2 protein-coding genes are annotated in these 26,217 nt (G+C 75.5%); both read right to left on the minus strand.

The features are described 5' to 3' along the window. Positions 1-2 precede the first annotated feature (2 nt). The gene (locus tag ACQEVZ_RS46345) at positions 3-10,739 is read right to left on the minus strand and encodes an SDR family NAD(P)-dependent oxidoreductase (RefSeq protein ID WP_433380315.1); all 10,737 of its coding nucleotides are present in this window, start codon (positions 10,737-10,739) and stop codon (positions 3-5) included. Beyond that, positions 10,740-26,177 (minus strand): SDR family NAD(P)-dependent oxidoreductase, encoded by a 15,438-nt coding sequence (locus ACQEVZ_RS46350; RefSeq protein ID WP_433380318.1) that lies wholly within the window; start codon positions 26,175-26,177, stop codon positions 10,740-10,742. Positions 26,178-26,217 lie beyond the last annotated feature (40 nt).

Genomic DNA, 26,217 nt, shown 5'->3' on the forward strand with positions numbered 1-26,217 from the left:
CCTCACAAGCCGAGTTCGTTCTCGATGACGTCCATCACCTCGGCGAGCGAGGCTGATTCCAGTCCGAGGTCGTCGCCGCCGCCGCGGACCGACCGGGCCTGCCACGCGGCCAGCAGGCCGGCCAGCCGCCCGGCGACCACGGGACCGAGCCCGTCGCCGGGGTCGACGCCGGCCAGCAGGGCCTCCAGGCGGTCGCACTCGTCCCGCACCACGGCTGCCGGGTCGGGCGTCAGTTCGGCGCCGAGGTAGCCGGCGAGCGCGACCGGTGTCGGGTGGTCGTACAGCACGGTGGTGTGCAGCCGTAGCCCGGTGAGGCGGTTGAGCCGGTTGCGCAGCTTGACCGCGCCGAGGGAGTCGAACCCCATGTCCAGGAACCGGCGGCCGGCGTCGACCGCCGAGGCGTCGGCGTGGCCGAGGACCTCCGCGGCCTCGGCCCGCACCGTCTCGATCAGCATGACGCTGCGACGGGCGTTCGGGCTGCCCAGGTACCGCTGCCGCCAGCCGTCCGCGGCATCCGCGGCGGACGGCGGTTCGGTGTCCGCCCCGGCCAGCTCCGTCAGCAGCGGGTCCGGATGCCGAAGGTGCAGCCGGCGCCAGTCGACGTCGGCGACGGCCACAAACGTGTCGTCCTGCCGGATCGCCTGCCACAGCGCGGCCACGGCGGCCCCGGGCCTGATCGGTGCGACACCGCTCTCGCTCGAACTCCGGCGGACGTTGTGGTCGCTGGCCATGCCACCCTCGGCCCACGGCCCCCACGCCACGCTGGTCGCGACCAGCCCCGCCGCGCGGCGCCGCGCGGCGAGCGCGTCCAGGTAGCCGTTCGCGGCCACGTAGTTGGCCTGGCCGGCGCTGCCCAGCACGCCGGCCAGCGACGAGAACAGCACGAACGCGTCGAGGTCGAGGTGGCGGGTGAGCTCGTCGAGGTGCCGGGCACCGAGCGCCTTCGGTCGCAGCACGTCGTGCAGCCGGGCCGGGGTCAGCGCGTCGATCACGCAGTCGTCCAGTACCCCGGCGGCATGCACCACGGCGGTCACCGGCTCGTCCGCCAGTGCGGCGATCAGGCGTCGCACCGCGTCCCGATCGCCGACGTCGCAGGCCACGACCGTCACCCGGGCACCCTGACCGGTCAGCTCCCGCACCAGGTCGTCGGCGCCGGGGGCGGCGGCGCCGCGGCGGCTGGTCAGCACCAGGTGATCGGCTCCGTCGCGGGCCAGCGCCAGGGCGACGTGCGCGCCGAGCGCGCCGGTGCCGCCGCTGACCAGGACGGTGCCGGACGGCCGCCACGGGCCGGGCCGGGTCGTCGCCGCGACCGGCGCGGGCACCAGCCGGCGAGCCAGGACAGTGTCGCCACGCAGCAGCAGATCCTCCTCGCCCCCGGAGTCGGCGAACACGTCGCCGCAGCGTCGCAGCTCCCGCGGGTCGGCGGGATCGCCCAGGGTGACCGTGCCGGCCCACCGCTCCGGATACTCCAGGCGTGCCACTCGCCCGATCCCCCGCGTGGCGGCCTGCTCCGGGTCGGTCTCGTCGGTGGACACGCACCAGATCGGGGCGTCCACGCCGGCGTCGCCGATCGCCTGCACCAGGGCCACCATCGGGGCGGCGCCGAGCCCGGGCAGCGCGACCACGGCAACCGGTGCGGTCGATGCGGAGCGCAGCCGGGCGCAGTACGCGTCGCGGCCCGGGTCCCCCGCGTCGAGCTCGACCAGGACCGGGCGGGCACCCGCGGCCGACAGCGACGTGAGGACGGCGTCGGCCAGTGGCCGCGGCCCGGCGCCGGCCGCCACCGCGACGATCCAGTCGCCGCGCAGTGCCGCGCCCTCCGCCACCGGTACCGGTGTCCAGTCGTACCGGTACCCCGGCGCCGCCGGGGCTGCCGCGCCGCTCGTCCCCCGCGGCCAGAACCGGTCCCGCTGGAACGCGTAGGTCGGCAGCGCGACCGGGCGCGCGCCGGTGCCCGCATACAGCTCGGGCCAGCGCGGGTCGTAGCCGCGCGTGTACAGCTCCGCGAGCGCCGCCAGGAACTGCTGGCCGTCCGGCCGATCGCGGTGCAGCAGGGACACCGCGGCCACGTCCGGCCGGTCCGGCAGGCAGTCCTCGACCATCGCGGACAGCACCGCGTCCGGCCCGACCTCGACGAAGGTCTGCACCCGCTGCGCGACGAGTCCGGCCACCGCGTCGGCGAACCGCACCGGCTGCCGGATCTGCCGCACCCAGTAGTCCGGGGTGTCCAGCCGGTCCGACGGCGTTCCGGTGACGACCGGTATCCGGGGCTCGGCGAAGTGACAGGTCTCCGCGACGGCTCGGAACTCCTCCAGCATCGGCGCCATCAGCGGTGAGTGGAACGCGTGCGACACCCGGAGCCGGCGGGTCCGGCGGCCACGGCCCCGCAGCAGACTCTCGAGCTCGTCGACCGCCGGTTCGTACCCCGACAACACGACCGCGGCGGGACCGTTGACGGCGGCGAGCGCGACGGTGTCGTCCCGGCCGGCGAGCAGCGCGTCCAGGTCGGCCGGTGCCGCGTCCACCGCGAGCATCGCCCCGCCGGCCGGCAGCGCGTCCATGAGGCGGCCGCGGGCCGCGACGAGCCGGCACGCGTCGTCGAGGCTCAGGATGCCGGCCACGTGGGCGGCGGCGAGTTCGCCGAGCGAGTGCCCGGCCAGGGCGTCGGGCCGCAGGCCGACCGACTCCAGCAGGCGGAACAGCGCGACCTCGAGCGCGAAGAGCGCGGGCTGGGCCTGACCGGTACGGTCGAGCAGCGCGGCGTCGGCGTCCGGATCGAGGACGAGGGCACGCAGCGGATACGCCAGCAAGGCGTCGAAGCTCGTGCAGAGCGAGTCGAAGGCGGCCGCGAAGACCGGGAAGCGCTCGTAGAGCTCCCGGCCCATACCGGGCCGCTGTGCGCCCTGCCCGGTGAACACGAACGCGGTGCGGCCGGGCTCGATCCGTCCGGGTGAGGCCGCGGCGGCCAGCTTCGACAGCAGTTCCTCCCGCGTCGCGCCGACGACCGCCGTCCGGTACGGCAGGGACGACTTCATCGACGCCAGCGACCAGCCGACGTCGAGCGGACGGTGGCCGGGGTCCACGCCGGCCACGATCCGCCGCGCCTGCGCCCGCAGCGCGTCCGGCGAGTGCGCCGACAGCGGCCACACGACCGGCCCGGACCACGCGGCCGGGGCCGGCTGCTCGTCGACCGGCGCCTGTTCGATGATCACGTGGGCGTTGGTGCCGCTGATGCCGAACGACGACACCGCGGCCCGGCGGACGCGGTCCACTTGCGGCCAGGCGCGCTGCTCGGTCAGCAGCCGCAGCGTGCCGGCGGACCAGTCCACCTCCGGCGTCGGCTCGTCGATGTGCAGCGTCCTGGGCAGCACCCCGTGCGACATCGCGAGCACCATCTTGATCACTCCGGCCACACCGGCGGCGGCCTGCGTGTGCCCGATGTTGGACTTGAGCGAACCGAGCAGCAGCGGCCGGTCCGCCGGACGCTGCGCGCCGTAGGTCGCCAGCAGCGCCTGCGCCTCGATCGGATCACCGAGCCGGGTGCCGGTGCCGTGCGCCTCGACGGCGTCCACATCCCACGGTTGCAGGCCCGCCGACTCCAGGGCCTGCCGGATCACCCGCTGCTGCGACGGGCCGTTCGGTGCGGTCAACCCGTTGGACGCGCCGTCCTGGTTGACCGCCGAGGCACACACCAGCGCCAGGACCGGGTGCCCGTTGCGGCGGGCGTCGGCGAGGCGCTCGACCAGGAGCAGACCGGCCCCCTCGCCCCAGCTCGTGCCGTCAGCGCCGGCGGCGAACGCCTTGCTCCGGCCGTCCGGCGCGAGACCCCGTTGCCGGCTGAAGTCGACGAACGCGAGAGGGCTGGACATCACCGTCGCGCCGCCCGCGATCGCCAGGTCGCACTCGCCCCGGCGCAGTGCCTGCACCGCGAGGTGCAGGGCGACCAGCGACGACGAGCAGGCCGTGTCCACCGTGATCGCCGGGCCTTCCAGGCCGAAGCTGTAGGCGATCCGGCCGGACAGCACGCTGGCCGCGTTGCCGGTCACGACGAAGCCGTCGGCGCCGTGGTCGGTGCTGTCCAGCAGGCCCGCGTAGTCCTGGCCGCTGGTGCCGACGAAGACGCCGGTACGGCTGCCCCGCAGGGACATGGGATCGGCACCGGCCCGCTCGATCGCCTCCCAGGCCGTCTCCAGCAGCAGCCGCTGCTGCGGGTCCATCGCCTTCGCCTCGCGCGGGCCGACACCGAACAGGCCGGCGTCGAACTCGGCGGCCCCGGTGAGGAACCCGCCGTGCCGGACGTAGGTCGTCCCGGGGGTGTCGGGGTCCGCGGCGTAGAGGCGGCCGACGTCCCAGCCACGGTCCGCAGGGAACTCCGACACGGCGTCGCCGCCGGCCACCAGCAGCGCCCACAGGTCCTCGGGGGTCTGCACGTCGCCCGGGAAGCGGCAGCTCATGGCGACGATGGCGATCGGCTCCTCGGCGGTGCCCGGCCGGGACGCAGCGGCGGGGCGGGCCGCCGCGGCGGGCTCGTCGGTGAGCTGCTGCGCCAGGTGCCGGGCCAGGGCGGCCGGGGTCGGATAGTCGAAGACGACCGTCGCCGGCAGCCGCAGGCCGGTCGTGGCGCCGATCTGGTTGCGCAGCTCGATCGCGGTGAGCGAGTCGAAGCCGAGATCCTTGAACGGGCGCGCGGGCATCATCGCGTCGGCGGAGACGTGGCCGAGCACAGTCGCCGCGTGCTCGACGACGATCGCCAGCAGCGTCGCCTCGCGTTCCTCGCCCGGCCGACCGGCCAGCCGGCTGCGCAGCGTGGTCTCGGCGCGGTCGTGGCCGCCGGCGCTGCGGGCGGCCGGCCGCGGCGGCCCGGTCACGAGCGACCGCAGCAGCGGCGGCACCGCCCCGCCGCGGCGGATCCTGGTCAGGTCGAGCCGCACCGGCACCACGGCGGCCCGATCGGTGCGCAGCGCCGCGTCGAACATGGCCAGCCCGTCGGCGGCGGAGAACGCGTCGGCCCCGCCACGCGCCGCGCGCGAGCGGTCGACGTCGGTCAGGCCGGCCGTGATGGCGGTCCGCACGTCCCACAGGCCCCACGCCTGGGAGCACGCGACCAGACCCCGGGCCCGGCGCCGTCGCGCCAGGGCGTCGACGAAGACGTTGGCCGCGGCGTAGTTACCCTGCCCGGCGCCGCCGAACAGCCCGGCCGCCGAGGAGAACACCACGAAGGCGTCCAGGTCCAGATGGCTCGTCAGCTCGTGCAGGTGCCACGCCGCCTCGGCCTTCGCGGCGAACACCCGGTCGATCCGCTCGGGCGTCAGCGACGACACCACGCCGTCGTCGACGACGGCCGCGAGGTGGACCACGCCGGTCAGGTCGACGCCGTCGAGCAGGGCGGCGACGGCGGCGCGGTCGGCCACGTCGCACGCGCGCACGGCCACGTCCGCGCCGAGTCCGCGCAGCTCGGCCGCCAGGTCCCCGGCCCCGTCGGCGGCCGGCCCGGAGCGGCTGACGAGCAGCAGGTCGCGCACCCCGTGCTCGGTGACGAGGTGCCGGGACACCAGGCGGCCGAGGCCACCGGTGGCACCGGTCACCAGCACGGTCCCGCCCGGCCCGAACGAGCGCGGCATGGTGAGCACGACCTTGCCCACGTGCCGGGCCTGGCTCACGTGCCGGAAGGCGTCGCGCGCCCGCCGTACGTCCCAGCCGGCCACCGGCACCGGCCGCAGGGCACCCTGCTCGAACAGGTCGACGACGTCGGCCAGCAGCGCCCCGAGCCGGTCGGGGCCCGCGTCGATCAGGTCGAACGCCTGATAGGTCACGTCGGCCCGGACCTGCGCCACCTGGTCCGAACCGCGGATGTCGGCCTTGCCCAGCTCGACGAAGCGGCCGCCGGGCGCCAGCAGGCGCAGCGACGCGTCGACGAACTCCCCGATCAGGGAGTTGAGGACCACGTCCACGCCGCGACCGCCCGAGGTCTGGCGGAACTTGTCCTCGAAGCCGGTGTCGCGGGACGAGGCCAGGTGGGCGTCGTCCAGGCCCAGCCGGCGCAGCGCGTCCCACTTGGCGGGGCCTGCCGTGGCGTACACCTCGGCGCCGAGATGCCGGGCGAACTGGATCGCGGCCATCCCGACCCCGCCGGCGCCCGCGTGGATCAGCACCGACTCACCGGCGCTCAGCCCGGCCAGGCTGCGCAGGCCGTGCCAGGCCGTCAGGAAGATGATCGGCACCGCGGCGGCCTGCTCGAACGACCATCCGTCGGGGATGCGGACCAGCGTGCGCCGGTCGGTCACCGCCACCGGGCCGAAGCCGGCCGCGAGCAGCCCCATGACGCGGTCGCCGGGCGCCAGGCGGGGATCGTCCGGGTGTGTCTCGAGCACCACCCCGGCGCCCTCGCCGCCCATCTCGGCGGCTCCGGGGAACATCCCGACGGCGATCAGGACGTCGCGGAAATTCAGGCCGGCCGCCCGAACGCCGACGCGGACCTCGTCGGGCCCGAGCGGGCGGGCCGCCGCCGGGTGCTCCAGGAACGCGAGATGCTCGACCGAGCCGGGGGTGGTGACGTCCAGCCGCCAGTGCCGACCGGCGGGCGGCTCCAGGGCGGTGCCCGCGGTGACCGGCGCCAGGCGTGGCCCGTAGCAGCGGCCGTGCCGCACCGCGACCTCGTCCTCGCCGTCGCGCAGCAGGGCCTGGACCCCGCCGCCGGGCAGCCCGCCGGCCGGGTCGAGGTCGACCAGGAGAAACCGGTCCGGGTACTCGGCGCGGGCCGAGCGGATGAGCCCCCACACCGGAGCCGTGACGAGGTCCGGCTCCTCGTCACCGAACCCGGCCGCGGCCCGGGTCACGACCACCAGGCGCAGCGCGGCGAGCCTGTCGTCGGCGACGAACCGCTGCACCAGGTCGACCAGGTCCCGCAGGACGCGCCGCGCCGCGTCCGGTGCGGCGTGACCTTCCTCCGAAGAGACCGAGACCCAGACCGTGTCCGGGCCGACCTGGCCGGCCCCGACGAGGTCGCCGAGGGTGTCCAGGTCCGGTACGCTGGCCGCGAGCGGCAGCCCGAACGGGTTCGGCCCGAGCGCCACGCCGGACGTGTCCGGGGCGTCGGCGTCGCCGAGCGGAACCCAGTCGAGGGCCAGCAGCGGGCCGTCCTGCGGCGCGAGCCGGACCGCCGAGACGGGCCGGACCACCAGCGACTCGACCGTGACGACGGGGTTGCCGTCGGGGTCGGCGGCGGTGAGCGACACCCCGCCCGGTCCGGCCGGCGCCAGTCTGACCCGCAGATCCGTGGCGCCGGCCGCGTGCAGGCGCACCCCGGTCCAGGCGAACGGCAGCTTCCCGCCGTCCCGATCGTCGGCCCAGGGGCCCAGCGCGAGCGCCTGGGGCAGCGCGGCGTCGAGCAGCGCCGGATGGATGCCGAAGGCCGCGGCGCCCGTCCGATCGGGCAGGGACACCTCGGCGAAGACCTCGTCGCCGCGGCGCCACGCGGCGTGCAGGCCGGTGAACACCGGCCCGTAGGCGAATCCGAGCGATGCGAAGCGCTGGTAGAGCTCGTCGACCGCCACCGGGGTCGCCCCGGCCGGTGGCCAGGATCCGGTGCCGGCGGCCGGGTGCGACCCGGTGCCGGCCCGCGACAGGGCGCCTGCGACGTGCTCGGTCCACGGCGTCTCGGCAGCCGCGTCCGCGGCGCGGCTGTGCACGGTGAACGCGCGGTGGCCGGACCCGTCGCCCGGGCCGACCCGGACCTGGACGTCCACCGGCCGGTCGCCGGGCAGCACGAGCGGCGAGCCGAGCGTGACCTCGTCGACCCGGTCGTGCCCCGTCTCGTCGCCGATGCGCAGCGCCATCTCGACGAAGGCACTGCCGGGCACGAGGACGGCACCGAGCACCACGTGCTCGGCGATCCAGGGGTGCGTGTCCACGCCGAGCCGCGAGGTGTACAGCGTCGAGCCGTCGGCGAGGTCGGCGGCGGCGCCGAGCAGTGGATGGCCGACGTCGTGCAGCCCGGCGGCGGCGACACCGGACCGGGCCGGCTGGTGCAGCCAGTACCGGCGGCCCTGGAACGGATAGGTGGGCAGGTCGACCGTTGCCGGTTCACGGCCTCCCCACAGCGCGGCCCAGTCCGGGTCGTGCCCGGCCACGTGCAGTGCACCGACCGCGGTGAGCACCTGGGTGACCTCCGGGCGGTCGGCCCGCAGCAAGGGCACCACCCGGACGTCGGTGTCGGTGCACTCCGGCACCAGCGCCGACAGCACCCCGTCGGGTCCGAGCTCGACGAACGTTTCGACGCCGGACTCCGCGAGCCGGGTCACCGCGTCGGCGAAGCGGACCGGGCGGCGGACGTGCTCGACCCAGTAGTCCGGCTCCGCGAGCACGCCGATGGCGGCCGAGATGACCGGGATCCGGGGCCGGTGGAAGGTGAGCTGCTCCACCTCGGCGCGGAACCGCTCGATCATCGGCTCCATGAGGGGCGAGTGGAAGGCGTGCGACGTCCGCAGCCGCCGGGTCCGCCGGCCCTGGGCGGCGAAATGCGCCTGGACCTCGTCGACGGCCGCGCCGAGTCCGGAGACGACCACGGCGCGGGGCCCGTTGACGGCGGCCAGGCCGACGGTGCCCGGGTCGAGGGCCGAGCCGGTCAGGTACGCCAGGACCTCCTCCTCGCTCGCCTCGACCGCCGTCATGGCGCCGCCGGAAGGCAACGCCTGCATGAGCCGTCCCCGGGACGCGACGAGCCGGCACGCACCGGCCAGGTCGAGCACTCCGGCGACGTGGGCGGCGGCGATCTCCCCGACGGAGTGTCCGACGAGCAGGTCGGGGTGGTGGCCGAGCGACTCCAGCAGGCGGAACAGGGCGACCTGCACCGCGAACGTCGCCGGCTGGGTGTACACCGTCAGATGCACCGCCGCCGGGTCGGCGATCACGTCGCGGATCGGCCGGTCGAGGTGGCGGTCCAGCTCCGTGCAGACGGTGTCGAACGCCGAGGCGTACACCGGGAAACGCTCGACGAGGCTCAGACCCATGCCCGGCCGCTGGGCGCCCTGGCCGGTGAACATGAACGCCATCCGGCCGCTCGGACCGGCGATGCCGCGGATCGGCGGGTTCTCGAGCCCGGCGAGCAGCTCGTCGTGGTCTTCGCCGACGACGACGGCGCGGTGGTCGAGCGCGGCCCGGGTCGTCGCGAGCGACCAGCCGACGTCGTCCGGCCGGGCCGCCGGATCGGCCGCCAGGTGCTCGCGCAACCGCCGGGCCTGGGCGAGCAGACCTTCCGGGGATCGGGCCGACAGCGGCCAGAGCGTCGCCCCGGCGGTGGCGGCGGGCCGGTCGGTGACCGGGACCGGCGGTGCCTCCTCCAGGACGACGTGGGCGTTGGTGCCGCTCGCGCCGAACGACGACACGGCGGCCCGGCGGGGCCGGTCGACCGCCGGCCACGCCCGGGCGGCGGTGAGCAGTTCCACCGCCCCGGCCGACCAGTCCACCTCGTGCGTCGGCGCCTCGACGTGCAGCGTCCTCGGCACCACGCCGTGCTGAAGGGCGAGCACGGACTTGATGACGCCGGCGACACCCGAAGCCGTCTGTGCGTGGCCGATGTTGGACTTGAGTGACCCGAGGAGCACCGGCCGGTCCGCCGGGCGCTGCTGGCCGTAGGTGGCGAGCAGCGCCTGCGCCTCGATCGGGTCTCCGAGCCGGGTGCCGGTGCCGTGCGCCTCGACGACGTCCACATCGGACGGTGCCAGCCCGGCCGCGGCCAGCGCCTCGCGGATGACCCGCTCCTGCGCGGGGCCGCTCGGCGCGGTTAGCCCGCTGCTGGCGCCGTCCTGGTTGATCGCCGAGCCGCGCACGACGGCGAGGATCCGGCGGCCGTTGGCGAGCGCCTGCGACAGACGCTCCAGCACCAGGACACCGACGCCCTCGGACCATCCGGTGCCGTCCGCGGTGCTGGAGAACGCCTTGCACCGGCCGTCGGCGGCCAGGCCGCGCTGCCGGCTGAAGTCGATCAGCGGACCCGGATTGACCATGACGCTGACCCCGCCGGCCAGCGCCAGCGCACACTCGCCCCGGCGCAGCGACTGGGCCGCGAGGTGCAGTGCGACCAGCGACGACGAGCACGCGGTGTCGACGGTCACGGCGGGGCCTTCCAGGCCCAGCACGTAAGCGATGCGGCCGGAGGCGACGCTCGTCGAGGTGCCGTTTCCGAGGTAGCCGACGACGTCGTCGGGCACGGCCTCCAGCCGCGAGCCGTACCCACTGGCGCCGAGCCCGGCGAACACCCCGGTCCGGGTGCCGTGCAGCGACAGCGGGTCGATCCGGGCCCGTTCCAGGGCCTCCCAGGCCACCTCCAGCAGCTGCCGCTGGTGGGGGTCCATCGCCAGCGCCTCGCGCGGCGAGATGCCGAACAGGTCGGCATCGAAGTCACCGGCCCGATCGAGGAAGCCGCCACCCTGGGCGTAGGTGGTGCCGGCGTGGTCCGGGTCGGGGTGGTACAGCGCCGCGAGGTCCCAGCCACGGTCGGCGGGGAACGGGCCGATCGCGTCGCGCTCCTGCATCACCAGCTCCCACAGCGCCGCCGGGGTGGTGACCCCGCCGGGGAGGCGGCACGCGACGCCGATGACAGCGACCGGCTCGCGGGCCGCGTCCTCGAGCTGCCGGCGCTCGCGGCGCAGCCGGTGCACCTCCTTCACCGAGTCGCGCAACGCCGCGACGATGTCCTGTGTGGACGTCTGCTCGGACAGCTGCCCGTTCCCGCTCGACATTCAGCGCTCCCGGCTCTCGTGGACCAGCTTCAACAGGTCGTCGACGGCCATCGCGTCGATCTCTTGCTCGTCTTCCACCAGCGGCTCGCCACGCTCGGCGGTGGCGGGCGGGGCCTCGGACCGCGGCGGCGACCCGGCCAGGCGCCGGCGCAGATGGGTGGCCAGGGCGGTCGCCGTGGGGTGGTCGAACAGCAGGGTGGACGGCAGGGCGAGGCCGGTGGCGGACGCGAGCCGGTTGCGCAGCTCGACGGCCGTCACCGAGTCGAACCCGATGTCCAGGAACCGGCGGGACGTCGCGACGTCGTCCGGGCGCTCGTGCCGCAGCACCGCGGCGGCGTGGTCGCGGACCAGCTCGACAAGGAGGCGCCGCTGCTCCTGCTCGCTCGCGCCGGCCAGGCGCGCCAGGAGGGTGTCGGCCGGCTCCTCCGCCCGCTCCTCGTCCGGTTCCGGGGCGGGCGCGGGGACCGTGCGATGGTGCAGCAGAGCGGACAGTGCCGGCAGCGCGTGCCGCAGCGGCTCCGGGGCGACGCCCAGCATCGCGCCGAGCGCACCCGCGTCGGCCCGCGCGACGGCGGACCAGAAGCGGTCACCAGCGAACTGGGTCGCCGGGTCGATGTCCAGCCAGTACCGCCGGTGCTGGAACGCGTACGTGGGCAGGTCGACCCGGGTCGCGCCGGGATGGACGCGCGGCCAGTCGACCGGCGCGCCGGCGCTCCACGCCTGCCCGAGCGCGACCAGGAACTGGTCGAGGTCGCCGCGCTGCCGGCGCAGGGTGCCGAGCGTGTGCACCGTGGCGCCGCCCGCCTCCGCCGTGTCGGCGACGGCGGTCGTCAGCACCGGATGGGAGCTGACCTCGATGAAGAGGTTGTGGCCGGAGGCGATCAGGCTTGTGGTCGCGTCGGCGAACCTGACCTGCTCGCGGAGGTTGCGGTACCAGTACTCCGCCGTCAGCTCGCCCGCCTCGACCCAGCGATTGTCCACTGTGGAGTACATCGGGACCGTCGGGGACTGCGGCCGCACCGGGGCAAGGGCGGTGAGCACCTCGTCGCGGATCTGCTCGACGGCGGGCGAGTGCGACGCGTAGTCGACCGCGATCCGCCGAACCCGGCCGCCCTCGGTGCCGTGCTGGGCGAGCAGTTCTTCGACGGCGCGGCTCCCACCGGACAGCACGACCGACGCGGGCCCGTTGACGGCGGCGGTCGACAGCCGGCCGTCGAAGCCCGCCACCAGCTCCTCAACCTCACCCACCGGCAACCCCACCGACACCATCCCACCCGAACCCGCCAACCCCACCAACGCCCGACTCCGCAACACCACCACCCGACACCCATCCACCAACGACAACACCCCCGCCACCACCGCCGCCGCAATCTCCCCCTGCGAATGCCCAACCACCGCCACCGGCTCAACCCCAAACGACCGCCACACCGCCGCCAACGACACCATCACCGCAAACGACACCGGCTGCACCACATCCACCCGATCCAACCCAACCCCACCCCGCACCACCTCCAACAAATCCCAATCCACCAACCCACCCAACCCCACCCCACACAAACCCATCCACTCCGCAAACACCACCGACGACTCCAACAACTCCACCGCCATCCCCACCCACTGCGACCCCTGACCCGGAAACACGAACACCGCACGCGGGTCGGTGAGCGCGGTGGTGCCGGCCGTCGCGCCGGTGGCGATCGCGTCGAGATCGGCGAGCACGGCGGCCCGGTCGGCACCGGCCACGGCGGCGCGATGCTCGAAGGCGCCGCGGGTCGTCGCCAGGGACCAGCCGACGTCGTGCAGCGCCGGCTCGCCGGTGTGCGTGAGGTACGCGTGCAGCCGGGCCGCCTGGTCCCGCAGCGCGGCCGGGGTCGGTGCCGACAGCGGCAGCAGCGCCGGTCCGCCGGGCGGCGCCGCGGAGATCGGCACGGCCGGGATCTCGGGGGCCTGCTCGAGGATCACGTGGGCGTTCGTCCCGCTGATCCCGAACGACGAGACACCCGCCCGCCGGGCCCGGCCGACCTCGGGCCAGTCGACCCGCTCCCGAACCACTTCGACCCCGCCGGCCGACCAATCCACCACCGGCGACAACTCACGCGCGTGCAGCGACGCCGGCACCACACCGGCCCGCAACGCCAGCACCATCTTCATCACGCCGACCACACCAGCCGCCGCCTGCGTGTGACCAATGTTCGACTTCACCGAACCCAGCAACACCGGCGCCCCGGCCCGGCCACCGAACACCTCCAGCAACGCACCGACCTCAATCGGGTCACCCAACCGCGTCCCCGTCCCGTGACCTTCCACCACGTCGACATCGCTCACGCCCAGGCCGGCCGAGCCCAAGGCCAGTCGCAACACCCGCTCCTGCGCCCGGCCCGACGGCGCCGTCAAACCATTCGACGCACCGTCCTGGTTCACCGCCGAACCCCGCACCACCGCCAACGGACGACGCGCCGCCGACAACCGCTGCAGCACCAGCATCCCGACGCCCTCGGCCAACCCGGCCCCGTCCGCCCCCTCGCCGAACGCCTTGCACCGGCCGTCCGCCGACAGGCCGCCCTGCCGTCCCATCTCGGCCAGCGCGGCCGGTGTGGACATGACGGTGGCACCACCGGCCAGCGCGAGGTCGCACTCGCCCCGGCGCAGCGCCTGCACGGCCAGGTGCAGCGCCACCAGCGACGACGAACACGCCGTGTCCACCGTCACCGCCGGCCCCTCCAGACCCAGCGTGTACGCGATCCGGCCGGAGGCGATGCTCGCAGCGCTACCGTTGCCGACGTACAGCTCCACGTCCTCCGGCACGCCTGCGGCCCGGTCGGCGTAGTCCTGGTACACCGATCCGATGAACACCCCGGTCTGGCTGCCCTGCAACGACAGCGGCGCGATGCCGGCCCGCTCGAACGCCTCCCACGAGGTCTCCAGCAGCAGCCGCTGCTGTGGGTCCATCGCCAGCGCCTCCCGCGGCGAGATCCCGAAGAGGCCCGCGTCGAAGCCGGCGACGTCGTCGATGAAGCCGCCGTGGCGGACCAGGTCGTCGTCGACGTGCCAGCCTCGCCCGGCGGGCACCGGCGTGATCGCGTCGACCTCATCGATCAGCAGCTGCCACAGCTGCTCGGGACTGGTGACGCCGCCCGGGAGCCGGCACGCCATACCGACGATGGCGATCGGCTCGTCCTCGGAGTGGGGCCGGGTCGGCGTGGCGGCGGGTGCGGTGCCGGAGGCGGGGCTCATCCGCCGCCACAGTTCGTCGGCGATCGCGGTGACCGTCGGGCAGTCGAAGACCAGGGTCGTCGGCAGCGCGAGTCCGGTCGCTGCGCCGAGCCGGTTGCGCAGCTCGACCGCGGTGAGGGAGTCGAAGCCGAGCTCCCTGAGCGGCCGGTCCGGCCGGATCCGGTCGGCCGAGTCGTGGCCGAGGACCTCGGCGGCGCTGCGTCGCACGAGGTCGCGCAGGGTCCGGTCGCGCTCGTCCGCCGCCAGCCCGGCGAGGCGCTGCGCGAGCGTGCTGGCGCCGGCGGGCCCGGAGGCGGCCGGCCCGGCCGGGACCCGGACCAGCTGCCGCAGCAGGTGCGGCACCGGCGCGGCGGCCGCCGTGCGGCGCAACCGGCCGAGGTCCAGCCTTACCGGTGCCAGGGCTGGCAGGCGCAGGGTGAGCGCGGCGTCGAGCAGGGCGAGGCCGTCCTCGACCGAGAGCGGCGCCGTGCCCTTGTCGAGCGCGCGGCGCACGTCGAGCGCGCCGAGTCTCGAACCCATGCCGTGCTCCTCGGCCCACAGCCCCCACGCCAGCGAGATCGCCGGCCGGCCGAGCGCGGCGCGGTGCTGGGCCAGCGCGTCCAGGAACGAGTTCGCCGCCGCGTAGGCGGCCTGGCCGGCGTTACCGAACGTCGCCGCGGCCGCGGAGTACAGCACGAACGCCTTGAGCGGCAGCCCGGCGGTGAGTTCGTCCAGGTTGGTCGCGGCGTCGACCTTCGGCGCGAAGACCCGGTCGAGCTGTTCCGGAGTCAGGTTCTCGACGACGGCGTCGTCGACGACCCCTGCGGTGTGCACCACCGCGGTGATCGGATGCTCGGCCAGCAGGCCCGCCAGCGCGTCACGGTCGGCGATGTCGCACGCGACCAGCGTGACGGCGGCGCCGGACGCGGTCAGCTCGGCGGCCAGCTCGGCCGCACCGTCTGCGTCCGGTCCGCGCCGGCTGGCGAGCACCACCCGGCCCACGCCGTGCGCGCGCACCAGGTGCCGGGCGGCCAGCCGGCCCAGTCCACCGGTCGCGCCCGTGATCAGCACGATGTCGGAGGCGTCGAAGGTCGCGTCCATGGTGGCCGGTGGATCGGTCCGGACCAGCCGAGCCGCGTGGTACGTGCCGCCGCGCACCGCCACCTGGGGCTCACCGGAGTGCACAGCCGCGGCGACGGCGGCGGCTGTCGGCTCGTCGGTGTCGAGCAGGACGAAACGGCCCGGATGTTCGGACTGCGCACTGCGCACCAGGCCGTGCAGCGCCGCGGCGGCAAGGTCGCCGATCGGCGCGCCGGGCTGGAGCGCCACGGCGCCGCCGGTCACGAACACCAGCCGGGTGCCGGCCAGCCGCTGCTCCGCGAGCCACGCCTGGATCAGCCCGAGCGCGGCGCGCGTCGTGGTCCGGACCTGGTCGGCGAGGGACTCGCCGTGCGCGGACGCGACCTGTGTGAACACGGTGCTCGGGGCGGGCCGACCGGCGTCCAGCTCCGCGGCGAGGGCGCCGACGCCGCCGGCCGGCAGCTCGACCGGCAGCTCGTCGAGTGCCCCGTCGACCTGCATGGCCATCCAGTCGATCCGGAAGAGCGCGTCGCGTGGCAGGCCCCGCGGCCCCTGTTCGGTGGTCGCCGGGCGGGTCACCAGCGAGTCCACCGTGAGCACCAGGTGTCCGGCCGGGTCGACCGCGGAGACCGCGACCGCGTCGGTGCCCGTGCGGGTCAGCCGGACGGTGAGCGCGGTGGCGCCCGAGCGGTGCAGGGTCACGCCGGACCAGGTGAAGGCGAGCCGTTGCCCGGCGACGGGGTGGAGCAGCGTGACCGCGTGCAGCGCCGCGTCGAGCAGGACGGGATGCACGCCGTACCGGTCCGCTTGTCGATGCAGTGCCTCGGGCAGGCGGACGTCGGCGAACACGGTCTCCTCGTGCCGCCAGGCCGCGTGCAGACCCTGGAAGGACTCGCCGTATTCGGTGCCGGCGCAGGCCAGGTCGGCGTAGAAGTCCGCGGTGGACAAACTCGAGGCCGCGGCGGGCGGCCACTGCACCGGATCGGGGGGCGCGCCGCCGAGCCGCCGGCTGAGGGTGCCGCTGGCGTGGTGCGTCCACGGCTCGTCCTCACCGGCGCCGGCCGGTCTGGTGTGGACGGTCACCGCGCAGCGGCCGGCGTCGTCGGGCTCCGCGACCGCCAGCTGGACGTGCACGGCCGCGGCACCGGTCAGCGGGACCGGTGCGAGGAGGACCAGCTCGTCGAGGTGCGTGCAGCCGGCGGCCTGGCCCGCGTGCAGGGCCAGCTCGACGAGGGCGGCGCCGGGCAGGATCGCCGCGCCGCCGATCACGTGCTCGGCCAGCCACGGGTCGGTGCGCCGGGACAGCTGGCCGGTGAACACCGCCTGACGGGTGCCGGCCGGCCGCACGACCGCACCGAGCAGCGGGTGGCCGGCATCGTCCAGCCCGAGGCCGCCGGCGTCGCCGGCCTGCGCCGGGGTCTCCAGCCAGTACCGGTCCCGCTGGAACGGGTACGTCGGCAGTTCGACGACGTCACCGGCCGGGAGCACCGCCGTCCAGTCGACCGGCACGCCGGCGGCCCACGCCTCCGCCACGGCCGCGGGGAATCGGTCGCCCTCGTCCCGGCGCAGCGTGCCGAGCACGGCCGCCGGCACCCCGGCCGCCGTGCTGCGGTCCTCGATCCCGATGGTCATCGTCGGGTGCGCGCTGACCTCGACGAAGACGTCGTGGCCGGTGGAGAGCAGGGCGTCGACCGCGGCGTCGAAGCGCACGACCTCGCGCAGGTTGCGGTACCAGTAGCCGGCGTCGAGCTCGGCGCCGCCGACCCAGCCGACGTCGACCGTCGACATCATCGGCGCCCGCGCCCGGTGGGCCGTCACCGGCGCGCTGAGCGCCAGCACCTCGTCGCGGATCTGCTCGACGGCCGGTGAGTGCGAGGCGTAGTCCACGGCGATGCGCCTGGCCCGGATCCCCCGCCGTTCGCACTCGACGAGCAGTTCGTCGAGTGCGGCGGCGTCGCCGGAGACGACCGCTGACGTGGGCCCGTTGACCGCGGCGACACCGATCCGGTCGCCCCACGCGGACACCAACGCCCGCACGTCCGGCTCGGGGAGGGCGACCGACACCATGCCGCCGGACCCGGCGATCGCCCGCAATGCCTGGCTTCGCAGGGTGACGATCCGGCAGGCGTCGCGCAGCGAGAGGACGCCGGCGACCGTGGCCGCCGCGATCTCGCCCTGCGAGTGACCGATCACCGCGGCCGGTTCGACCCCGCAGGAGCGCCACAGCGCGGCCAGCGACACCACGACCGCGAAGGTGGCCGGCTGGACCACGTCGACCCGTTGCAGGGCCAAGGGGTCTTCGCCGCGCAGGACCCGCTCCAGGTCCCAGTCGACGAACTCGGCCATGGCCTCGGCGCATCGGCGGACGGTGCCGGCGAACACCGGCGCGGTGTCCATCAGATGCCGGCCCATGCCCTGCCACTGCGAACCCTGACCGGGGAAGACGAACACCACCTTGGCGGCGGCGGTCCCGGCCGCACCGCGGACGACGTGCTTCGCGCTCTGCCCGTCGGCGACGGCGGCGAGTCCGGCGCGCAGCTGGCCGGGGTCCGAGGCGACGACGACGGCGCGATGCCGCAGCGCCGGCCGGGTGGTCGCGAGCGCGCGCCCGACGTCCTGCGGGCGCAGCTCCCGCCCGGCCAGGAACTCGGCGAGACGCGCCGCCAGGTCCCGCAGCGCGTCCTCGGTCCGCGCGGCCAACGGCCAGGCCACCGGCCCGGCCGCCGGTTGTGTCTCCGGCTCCGGTCGCACCGGCCCCTGTTCCAGGATCACGTGGGCGTTGGTCCCGCTGATCCCGAACGACGACACCCCCGCCCGCCGGGGACGGGCCACCTCGGGCCAGTCGACCAGTTCCCGCACCACCTCGACCCCACCCGCCGACCAATCCACCACCGGCGACGGCTCATCCACATGCAACGACGCCGGCACCACACCGGCCCGCAACGCCAACACCATCTTCATCACGCCGACCACACCAGCCGCCGCCTGCGTGTGACCGATGTTCGACTTCACCGACCCCAGCAACACCGGCGCCCCGGCCCGGCCACCGAACACCTCCAGCAACGCACCGACCTCAATGGGGTCACCCAACCGCGTCCCCGTCCCGTGACCTTCCACCACGTCGACATCCCCCGGCCCCAGACCCGCCGAGCCCAGCGCCAGTCGCAACACCCGCTCCTGCGCCGGACCCGACGGCGCCGTCAACCCGTTCGACGCGCCGTCCTGGTTCACCGCCGAACCCCGCACCACCGCCAGAGCGCGACGGGCCACGGACGACCGCTGCAGCACCAGCACACCCACGCCCTCAGCAACGCCGAAGCCGTCGGCGGCGGCAGCGAATGGTTTGCACCGCCCGTCGGGGGCGAGGCCGCGCTGGCGGCTGAAGGTCACCAGTGCGGCCGGCGAGGACATGACCGACGCTCCGGCGACGAGCGCCACGTCGCACTCGCCCCGCCGCAGCGACTGCACCGCGAGATGCAGCGCCACCAGCGACGACGAACACGCGGTGTCCACCGTCACCGCCGGGCCCTCCAGGCCCAGCACGTACGACACGCGGCCGGACAGGACACTGCTGAGGCCGCTCGTGGCCAGGTACCCCTCGACCTGTTCGGGGGCCTGGTCCGCGCGCGGGGTGTAGTCCTGGCCGCTGGTGCCGACGAACACGCCCGTCTGGCTGCCCCGCAACGACAACGGGTCGATCCCGGCCCGCTCCAGCGCCTCCCACGACGCCTCCAGCAACAACCGCTGCTGCGGATCCATCGCCAACGCCTCACGCGGCGAGATCCCGAAGAACTCCGCATCGAAGCCCGCCACGCCGTCGATGAAGCCGCCGTGCCGCACGTACGACTTCCCGGGCGCATCCGGATCCTCGTCGAACAACGCCTCCAGGTCCCAGCCGCGGTCGGTCGGCAGCCCGGTGACGGCGTCACGCCCCTCGACCAGCATCCGCCACAGCTCCTCGGGCGAGTCGACCCCGCCGGGAAGACGGCACGCCATGCCGACGATCGCGATCGGCTCGTCAGGCGCCGCGGTGGTGCCGGGCTCGGCCACGTCCGCGGTTCCGTCCGCGAGTCCGAGCAGGTGCTCCAGCCGGGTGGCCAGTGACGCCACCGTGGGGTGGTCGAACACCGTCGTCGGACCGAGCGGGAGCCCGGTCGCGGACCGCAGCTGGTTGCGCAGTTCGACCGCGGTGAGCGAGTCGATGCCGAGCTCTTTGAACGGGCGGTCCGGGACGATGGTGTCCGGCGTCGGGTGGCCGAGCACCGCGGCGGCGTGCCGGCGCACCAGGTCGACCAGGTGGTGCCGGCGCACGGCGTCCGGCAGCCCGGCCAGGCGTCCGGCGAGCGTGCTGCCCGCGGCTTCGGAGCCCGGCCGCGAGCCCCGGACCGCGGTGCGGACCAGACCGCGCAGCAGTGGCGGCAGCGTGCCGGCCCGGGCCTGTTCGGCCAGCGCGGCCCGGGCCAGTCGCAGCGGCAGCAGCGCCGCCCGGCCGGTGTGCGCAGCGCTGTCGAGCAGTGCGAGCGCCGCCGGGGGCGAGATCGCGGCCGTACCTGCCCGTTCCAGCCGTCGCACGTCGTTGGAGCTCACCTGACCGCCCATGCCGGCGTCCTCGGCCCACATTCCCCAGCCGAGGGCGACCACGGCGGTGCCCTCGCCGCGCCACCGGTGCGCCAGCGCGTCCAGGAAGGCGTTGGCGGCGGCGTACCCGCCCTGGCCGCCGGCGCCGAGGACCGCCGCCGCCGAGGAGAACAACACGACGGCGGTCAGGTCGGCGTGGCGGGTCTGCTCGTACAGGTGCGTCGCCGCATCGACCTTGGGCGCGCACACTTCGTCCACCCGCTCGGCGGTCAGGTTCTCCACGACCGCGTCGGCCACCACGCCGGCGGCGTGCACGATGCCACGCAGGGGCCGGTCCGCGGGCAGCGCCGCCAGCACCTCGGCCAGCGAGCCGGCGTCGGCCACGTCGCACGCAACGATGCTCACCTCCGCGCCGAGCCCGGCGAGCTCGGCGACGAGCTCGTCCGCTCCGGGCGCGGCCGGGCCGCGCCGGCTCACGAGCAGCAGATGACGGATCCCGTGCCCGGCCACCAGGTGACGGGCGACATGGCGCCCCAGTCCGCCGGTCCCGCCGGTCACCAGCACCGTGCCGGCCGGGTCCCAGACGGGCCCGGTGCGATCGTCCGGCCGCACCGGCACGAGCCGGGCGTCGAAGACGGTGCTGCCGCGCAACGCGCGCTGGGGCTCGGCACCGGCGGCGGCGCGGGCGGCGGCGACGGCGTCGAACGTGTCGACGTCCACCAGCACGAACCGGTCGGGGTGCTCCACCTGCGCGCACCGGACCAGTCCCCACACGGCCGCGCCGACGGGGTCGACCGGCTCGGCCGCGCCGACGGCGACCGCGGCGCGGGTGACGACGGCCAGGCGGGCCGATCCGAACGCTTCGGTCCGCAGCCATTGCCGCAACAACCGGGCCGTGGCATCCACGGTGGCGCGCACCGTTGCCGGTTCGCCGTCCCATGGGCCGCCGGTGAGGGGTACGAGCACCAGGCCCGGCATCGGTGAGCCGTCCTCGAGTGCCGCGCCCAGCGCGGTCAGGTCCGGGTGGCGTCCGCTTTCGCCGCCGATCACGACCCAGTCCGCCGGCGCCGGCCCGACCGGATCCGCCGGCTGCCAGTCGACGTCGAACAGTCCGCCGTCGACGCCCGCGGTACGCAGCTGCTCGGCCGATGCCGGCCGGAGAGTCAGCGCGTCCGCCGTCACTACGGGCCGCCCGCGCTCGTCGGTCGCCGTGAGCGTCACCGTGTCGCGGTCCCGGGCCGACAGTCGCACGCGCAGGGTCGTGGCCCCGGTGGCGTGCAGCGTCACGCCGCTCCAGGAGAAGGCCAGCCGGCCGCCGGCGCCGGCCGCCTCGAGCTGCGTCGCCTGCAGCGCCGCGTCAAGCAGAGCCGGGTGCAGCCCGTATCCCGTGGCGTCCGCCGCTTCCGCCGGCAGCGCGACCTCCGCATAGGTCTCCGTGCCCAGCCGCCAGGCGGCGCGCAGCCCCTGGAAGGCCGGCCCGTATTCGATGCCGGCGGCGGCCAGCCGCTCGTAGCAGCCGTCGACCGGCAGGCCGACTGCGCCTGCCGGCGGCCAGCGCCCCGGTTCGGCGGCGGGGAGGTCCCGGGCCGGGGCGAGCGTGCCGGTGGCGTGCCGGACCCAGGCGGCGGTGTCGCCGTCGGGTCTGGTGTGCACCGTCACCGCGCGGTGCCCGGCGTCGTCGGCACCGCCGCACGCGATCTGCAGCTGCAGGGCACCCTGCTCCGGGAGCACCAGGGGTACCTCGAAGACGAGCTCCTCCAGGCGGGGGCAGCCGAGCCGGTCGCCGGCGTGCAGGGCGAGGTCCACGAGCGCGGCGCCCGGCAGCAGCGGCACACCCATCACGACATGCTCGGCGAGCCACGGCCGCTCCGCTGCCGAGAGCCGGCCGGTGAACACCAGCCCGCCGTCGCCGGCGAGGTCCACCACCGCGTCGAGCAGCGGGTGGCCGGCGGCCGGACCGGCCGCGGAACCGCCGGGGCGGCTCGGGAGCCAGAACCGCTGCCGCTGAAACGGGTAGGTCGGCAGGTCGGCCGCGCCCGCCGGGGCGTCGCCGAGGATCCGTTGCCAGGCCACGGGCACGCCGTTGGTGTGCGCCTCGGCCAGTGAGGTGAGCATCCGCGCGGGACTGCCGTCGTCGCGGCGCAGCGTGCCGAGCACCGCCGGCCTGGAGGCGCCGGCCGTCGCCTCCAGGGTCTCCTGCACCGCGGTGACCAGCACGGGGTGCGGGCTCACCTCGATGAAGGTGCCGTGCCGCAGGGCGTCCAGGCGCCGTACGACCGGCTCGAACCGCACCATCTCGCGCATGTTGCGGAACCAGTACTCGCCGTCCAGCGCCGCGGTGTCCAGCCGGTCGCCGGTGACGCTGGAGAAGAACGGAACCTCCGACGGGTGCGGCGCGAGGCTCGCGAGGTTCTCGAGGATCTCCGCGCGCAGCACGTCGACCTGCGCGGAGTGCCCGGCGCCGTCCGCGCCGGGCACCCAGCGGGCCCGGATCCCGGCGTCGGACAGGGCGGCCAGCAGCTCGGTGAGCGCCTCGACGTCGCCGGAGACGGCCACGGACGCCGGGCCGTTCAATGCCGCCAGCGAGACCCGGTCGCCCCAGGCGGCCATCCGCCGCGTCACGTCGCCGGCCGTCGCCAGCACCGACAGCATCGACCCGCGGCCCTGCAGGCGCATCCACGCCCGGCTGCGCAGGGCCACCACGCGGGCGGCGTCGTCGAGGGTGAGCCCACCGGCCACGTGGGCCGCGGCGATCTCGCCCTGCGAGTGGCCGACCACGGCCGCCGGTTCGATCCCGTGCGAGCGCCACAGCTCGGCCAGCGCCACCATCATCGTGAACAGCACCGGCTGCACGACGTCCAGCCGCGACATCGGCGGCGCGCCGGCGGCCTGGCGCAGCACGTCCTCGACGGACCAGTCGATGTGCGGCGCGAGGGCGGCGGCGCACGCCGCGACCTTCTCGGCGAACACGGGCGAGCTGTCCAACAGTTCGACCCCCATGCCGGCCCACTGCGAACCCTGCCCGGGGAACACGAACACCACCCGGGTCGCGTCGGCGCCGGCCCGGCCCTGGACCACCCCGGCGTGGGGTGCGCCCCCGGCGAGCGCGTCGAGCCCGGCCAGCAGCGCCGGGCGGTCCGCGCCGAGGGCCGCGGCCCGGTGCTCGAACGTGGTGCGCCCGGCCAGCGCCGACGCCACCCCGGCGACGCCCGGCGCGTCGGGCGCGGCGAGGCGTTCGGCGAGACGCCGGGCCTGGTCCCGCAGCGCCGATTCGGTCCGGCCGGACAGCAGCAGCGGCAGCAGCGCCCCGGGGCCGCCGGGGCCGGGCGTTGCGGGCCGCTCCGCCGGATGCCGGGCCGCTTCCTCGACGATCACGTGTGCGTTGGTGCCGCTGACCCCGAATGAGGACACCGCCGCCCGGCGCGGCCGATCGGCGGCGGGCCACGCGACCGGCGTGGCGAGCAGCTCCATCGTCCCGGCCGACCAGTCGACGTCGGTCAATGGCCGGTCGGCGTGCAGGGTCCGGGGCAGCACGCCGTGGCGCAGCGCCAGGACCATCTTGATGACGCCGACCACGCCGGCCGCGGCCTGGGTGTGGCCGATGTTGGACTTGACCGAGCCCAGGTACAGCGGCGCGCCGGGCGAGCGGTGCGACCCGTACGTCGCCATCAGCGCCTCCGCCTCGATGGCGTCGCCGAGCCGGGTGCCGGTGCCGTGCGCCTCCACCACGTCGACGTCCGCGACGGACAGCCGGGCTTTGGTCAGCGCCTGCCGGATCACCTCCTGCTGGGCGTCCCCGTTCGGGGCGGTGAGACCGTTGCTGGCGCCGTCCTGGTTCACGGCCGAGCCGCGGACCACCGCCAGCACCTCGTGCCCGTTGCGCCGGGCGTCGGAGAGACGTTCCACGACCAGCACACCGACGCCTTCGGCGAAGACCGTGCCGTCGGCGTCCGCGCTGAACGCCTTGCACCGGCCGTCGGCGGCCAGCGCGCGTTGTCGGCTCGCCCCGATGAACACGTCCGGGGTGGCCATGACGCTGACCCCGCCGGCCACTGCGAGCGAGCACTCGCCCTGGCGCAGGGCCTGTACGGCGAGGTGCAGGGCGACCAGCGACGACGAGCAAGCCGTGTCGACGGTCACGGCCGGCCCGGTGAGGCCGAGCGTGTAGGCGATCCGGCCGGAGACCACGCTCGCGGCGCCGCTGATGGTGAGGTACCCCTCGGCTTCCGCCGACGTGGCGCCGGGGCGGGCGGTGTAGTCGTGGAACATCACTCCGGCGAAGACGCCGGTCGGGCTGCCCCGCAGCGACCGCGGTTCGATCCCGGCGCGTTCCAGCGCCTCCCACGCCGCCTCCAGCAGCAGCCGCTGCTGCGGGTCGATCGCGAGCGCCTCGCGGGGCGAGATACCGAAGAAGTCCGCGTCGAAGTACGCCGCCCCGTCGAGGAAGCCGCCCCGGCGCACGTACGTCCGGCCGGCGCGGGCCGGGTCGGGGTCGTAGATGCCTTCGACGTCCCAGCCGCGGTCGGCGGGGAACGCGCCGATGGCCTCGCCGCCGGCGGCGAGCAGCCGCCACAGCTCGTCGGGCGAGCGGACGCCGCCGGGGAGATGGCAGCTCATGCCGACGATCGCGATGGGCTCGTCGGCCGGGCCGGTCCGCGCTGTGGCCCGCCGGGCTGTCCGGCCCCGCAGGCCGTCGAGCAGATGGTCGGCCAGCGCCCGCGGCGTCGGGTGGCTGAAGGCCACGCCGACCGGCAGGCGGGTGCCGGTCGCCCGGCCGAGACGGTCCCGCAACTGCACCGCCATCCGCGAGTCGACGCCCAGCTCGGTCAGCGACGTGTCCGGCGGAACCGGCGCACCGGTGTCGCCCAGCACCCCGGCCACCTCGGCGGTGACCAGGTCGAGCAGCGTCGCGCGGGCTTCGGTGTCGGGCCGGGCGGCCACGGACTGGTGCAGGTTCGACGTGGCCGTGGGCATGGGCGCGGGCGCGGGTTCAGGTGCCGCGGCCGCCTGCGGCGCGACCAGCAGCGTGGCCGTCTCCGGGCGCAGCCGATGTCTGATGATCTTGCCGGATCCGGTTCTGGGGATGTCGGGCACCTCGTACAGCCGGACGGGCACCTTGAACCCGGCCAGTGCACGCCGGCAGGCAGCGAGCACGCCGGCCGGGTCGAACGCTCCCGGGGCCGCCGGGACCAGGTAGGCGACCGGTACCTCGCCGAGCTCGTCGTCCGGCTCCCCGACGACGGCCGCATCCGCGACGCCGTCGACGGCGCGCACCACGTGCTCGATCTCGCCGGGGTGCATGTTCTCGCCGCCGCGGATGATCAGCTCGCGGATCCGGCCACGGATGGTGAGGAACCCGAGCTCGTCGCGGCTGGCCAGGTCGCCGGTGCGGTACCAGCCGTCGACCAGGACCTCCGTGGTGGCGGCCGGCTGCCCGTGGTACCCCAGCATGACCGACGGCCCGCTGACCCAGACTTCTCCCTCCGCGCCGGGCGGCACGTCGGCCCCGGTGTCCGGGTCGACCAGGCGCATCGACAGGCCCGGCACCGGCAGCCCGCACGAGCCGGGCGGACGGCTGCCGGTGTGCCAGGTCGTGGCCATGGCGCCGGAGGTCTCCGTCGAGCCGTAGTTGTCGACGACCGGCACGCCGAAGCTGTCCTCGACCGCCCGCAGCAGTTCGGCGGGCAGCACGGTCCCCCCGGAAAGGCACAACCGCAGCGCCGGCGCGTCCAGTGCCCCGGCGGCCGCGCGGACGAGCTGCCGGTACATCGCCGGCACGCCGACCAGGACGGTGTGCGCTCCGCCGCGCAGCTCGGCCACGACGTCCTCGGCGGAGAACCCGGGCAGCAGCCGGGCCGAGGCGCCGACCGCCGTCACGCCGACGATGCACAGCACGTGGGCCAGGCTGTGGAACATCGGCACCGGCCACAGGAGCCGGTCCCGCTCGCTCAGGCCGAGCGCGGGCACGTAGCCCGCGGCGACCGACCACAATGCCGCGCGCTGGGTGGAGCGCACCGCCTTGGGCAGGCCGGTGGTGCCCGAGGTGTACAGCATGAACGCCGGCTCGTCGAGTGCGAGGTCGTCCGGCGGCGGCTGCGGCGGTTCGTGCGCGACGAGCTCGTCGAACGACACCACGTCCAGCGCGGGATCCGGGCCGGCCGGGTCGACGAGCAGCACGGCCGGAGCGTCCGGCCCGGACAGCGCCGGGCCCAGCTGCCGCAGGTGGGCGGCGTCGGTGATGAGGACCCTCGCGTCGCTGTCGCGCAGGACGTGCTGCAGCTCCGGGGCGGTGAGGCGCGGATTGACCGGCACGACGATCCCGGCGGCCCGCACGACCGCCAGGTAGCTCTCCACCACCTCGACGCGGTTGTCGAGCATGATGACCGCGCGATCGCCCCGGGCCAGGCCCAGGGTGACCAGGTGACCGCCGAGACGGGCGGTACGGCGCTCCAGATCGCCGTAGGTCACGCTGCGGTCGTCATCCAGGAACGCGACGGCGTCGCCGCGCCGCTCGGCGTGCTGCCGGAGCAGCACGGGCAGGGGTCTCACCAACTCGGCGCGCAGCACCGCGGCGGCTCCTTCCGTGTGGACCTGACGAGGTCCGGCA

It is taken from the genome of Dactylosporangium sp. CA-152071, from assembly GCF_050936335.1.
In the GTDB taxonomy this organism is placed as follows: domain Bacteria; phylum Actinomycetota; class Actinomycetes; order Mycobacteriales; family Micromonosporaceae; genus Dactylosporangium; species Dactylosporangium maewongense.

Coding starts and splice junctions, on each gene's coding strand:
- ACQEVZ_RS46345 (WP_433380315.1), bottom strand. CDS start 10,739: ATGTCGAGCGGGAACGGGCAGCTGTCCGAGCAGACGTCCACACAGGAC.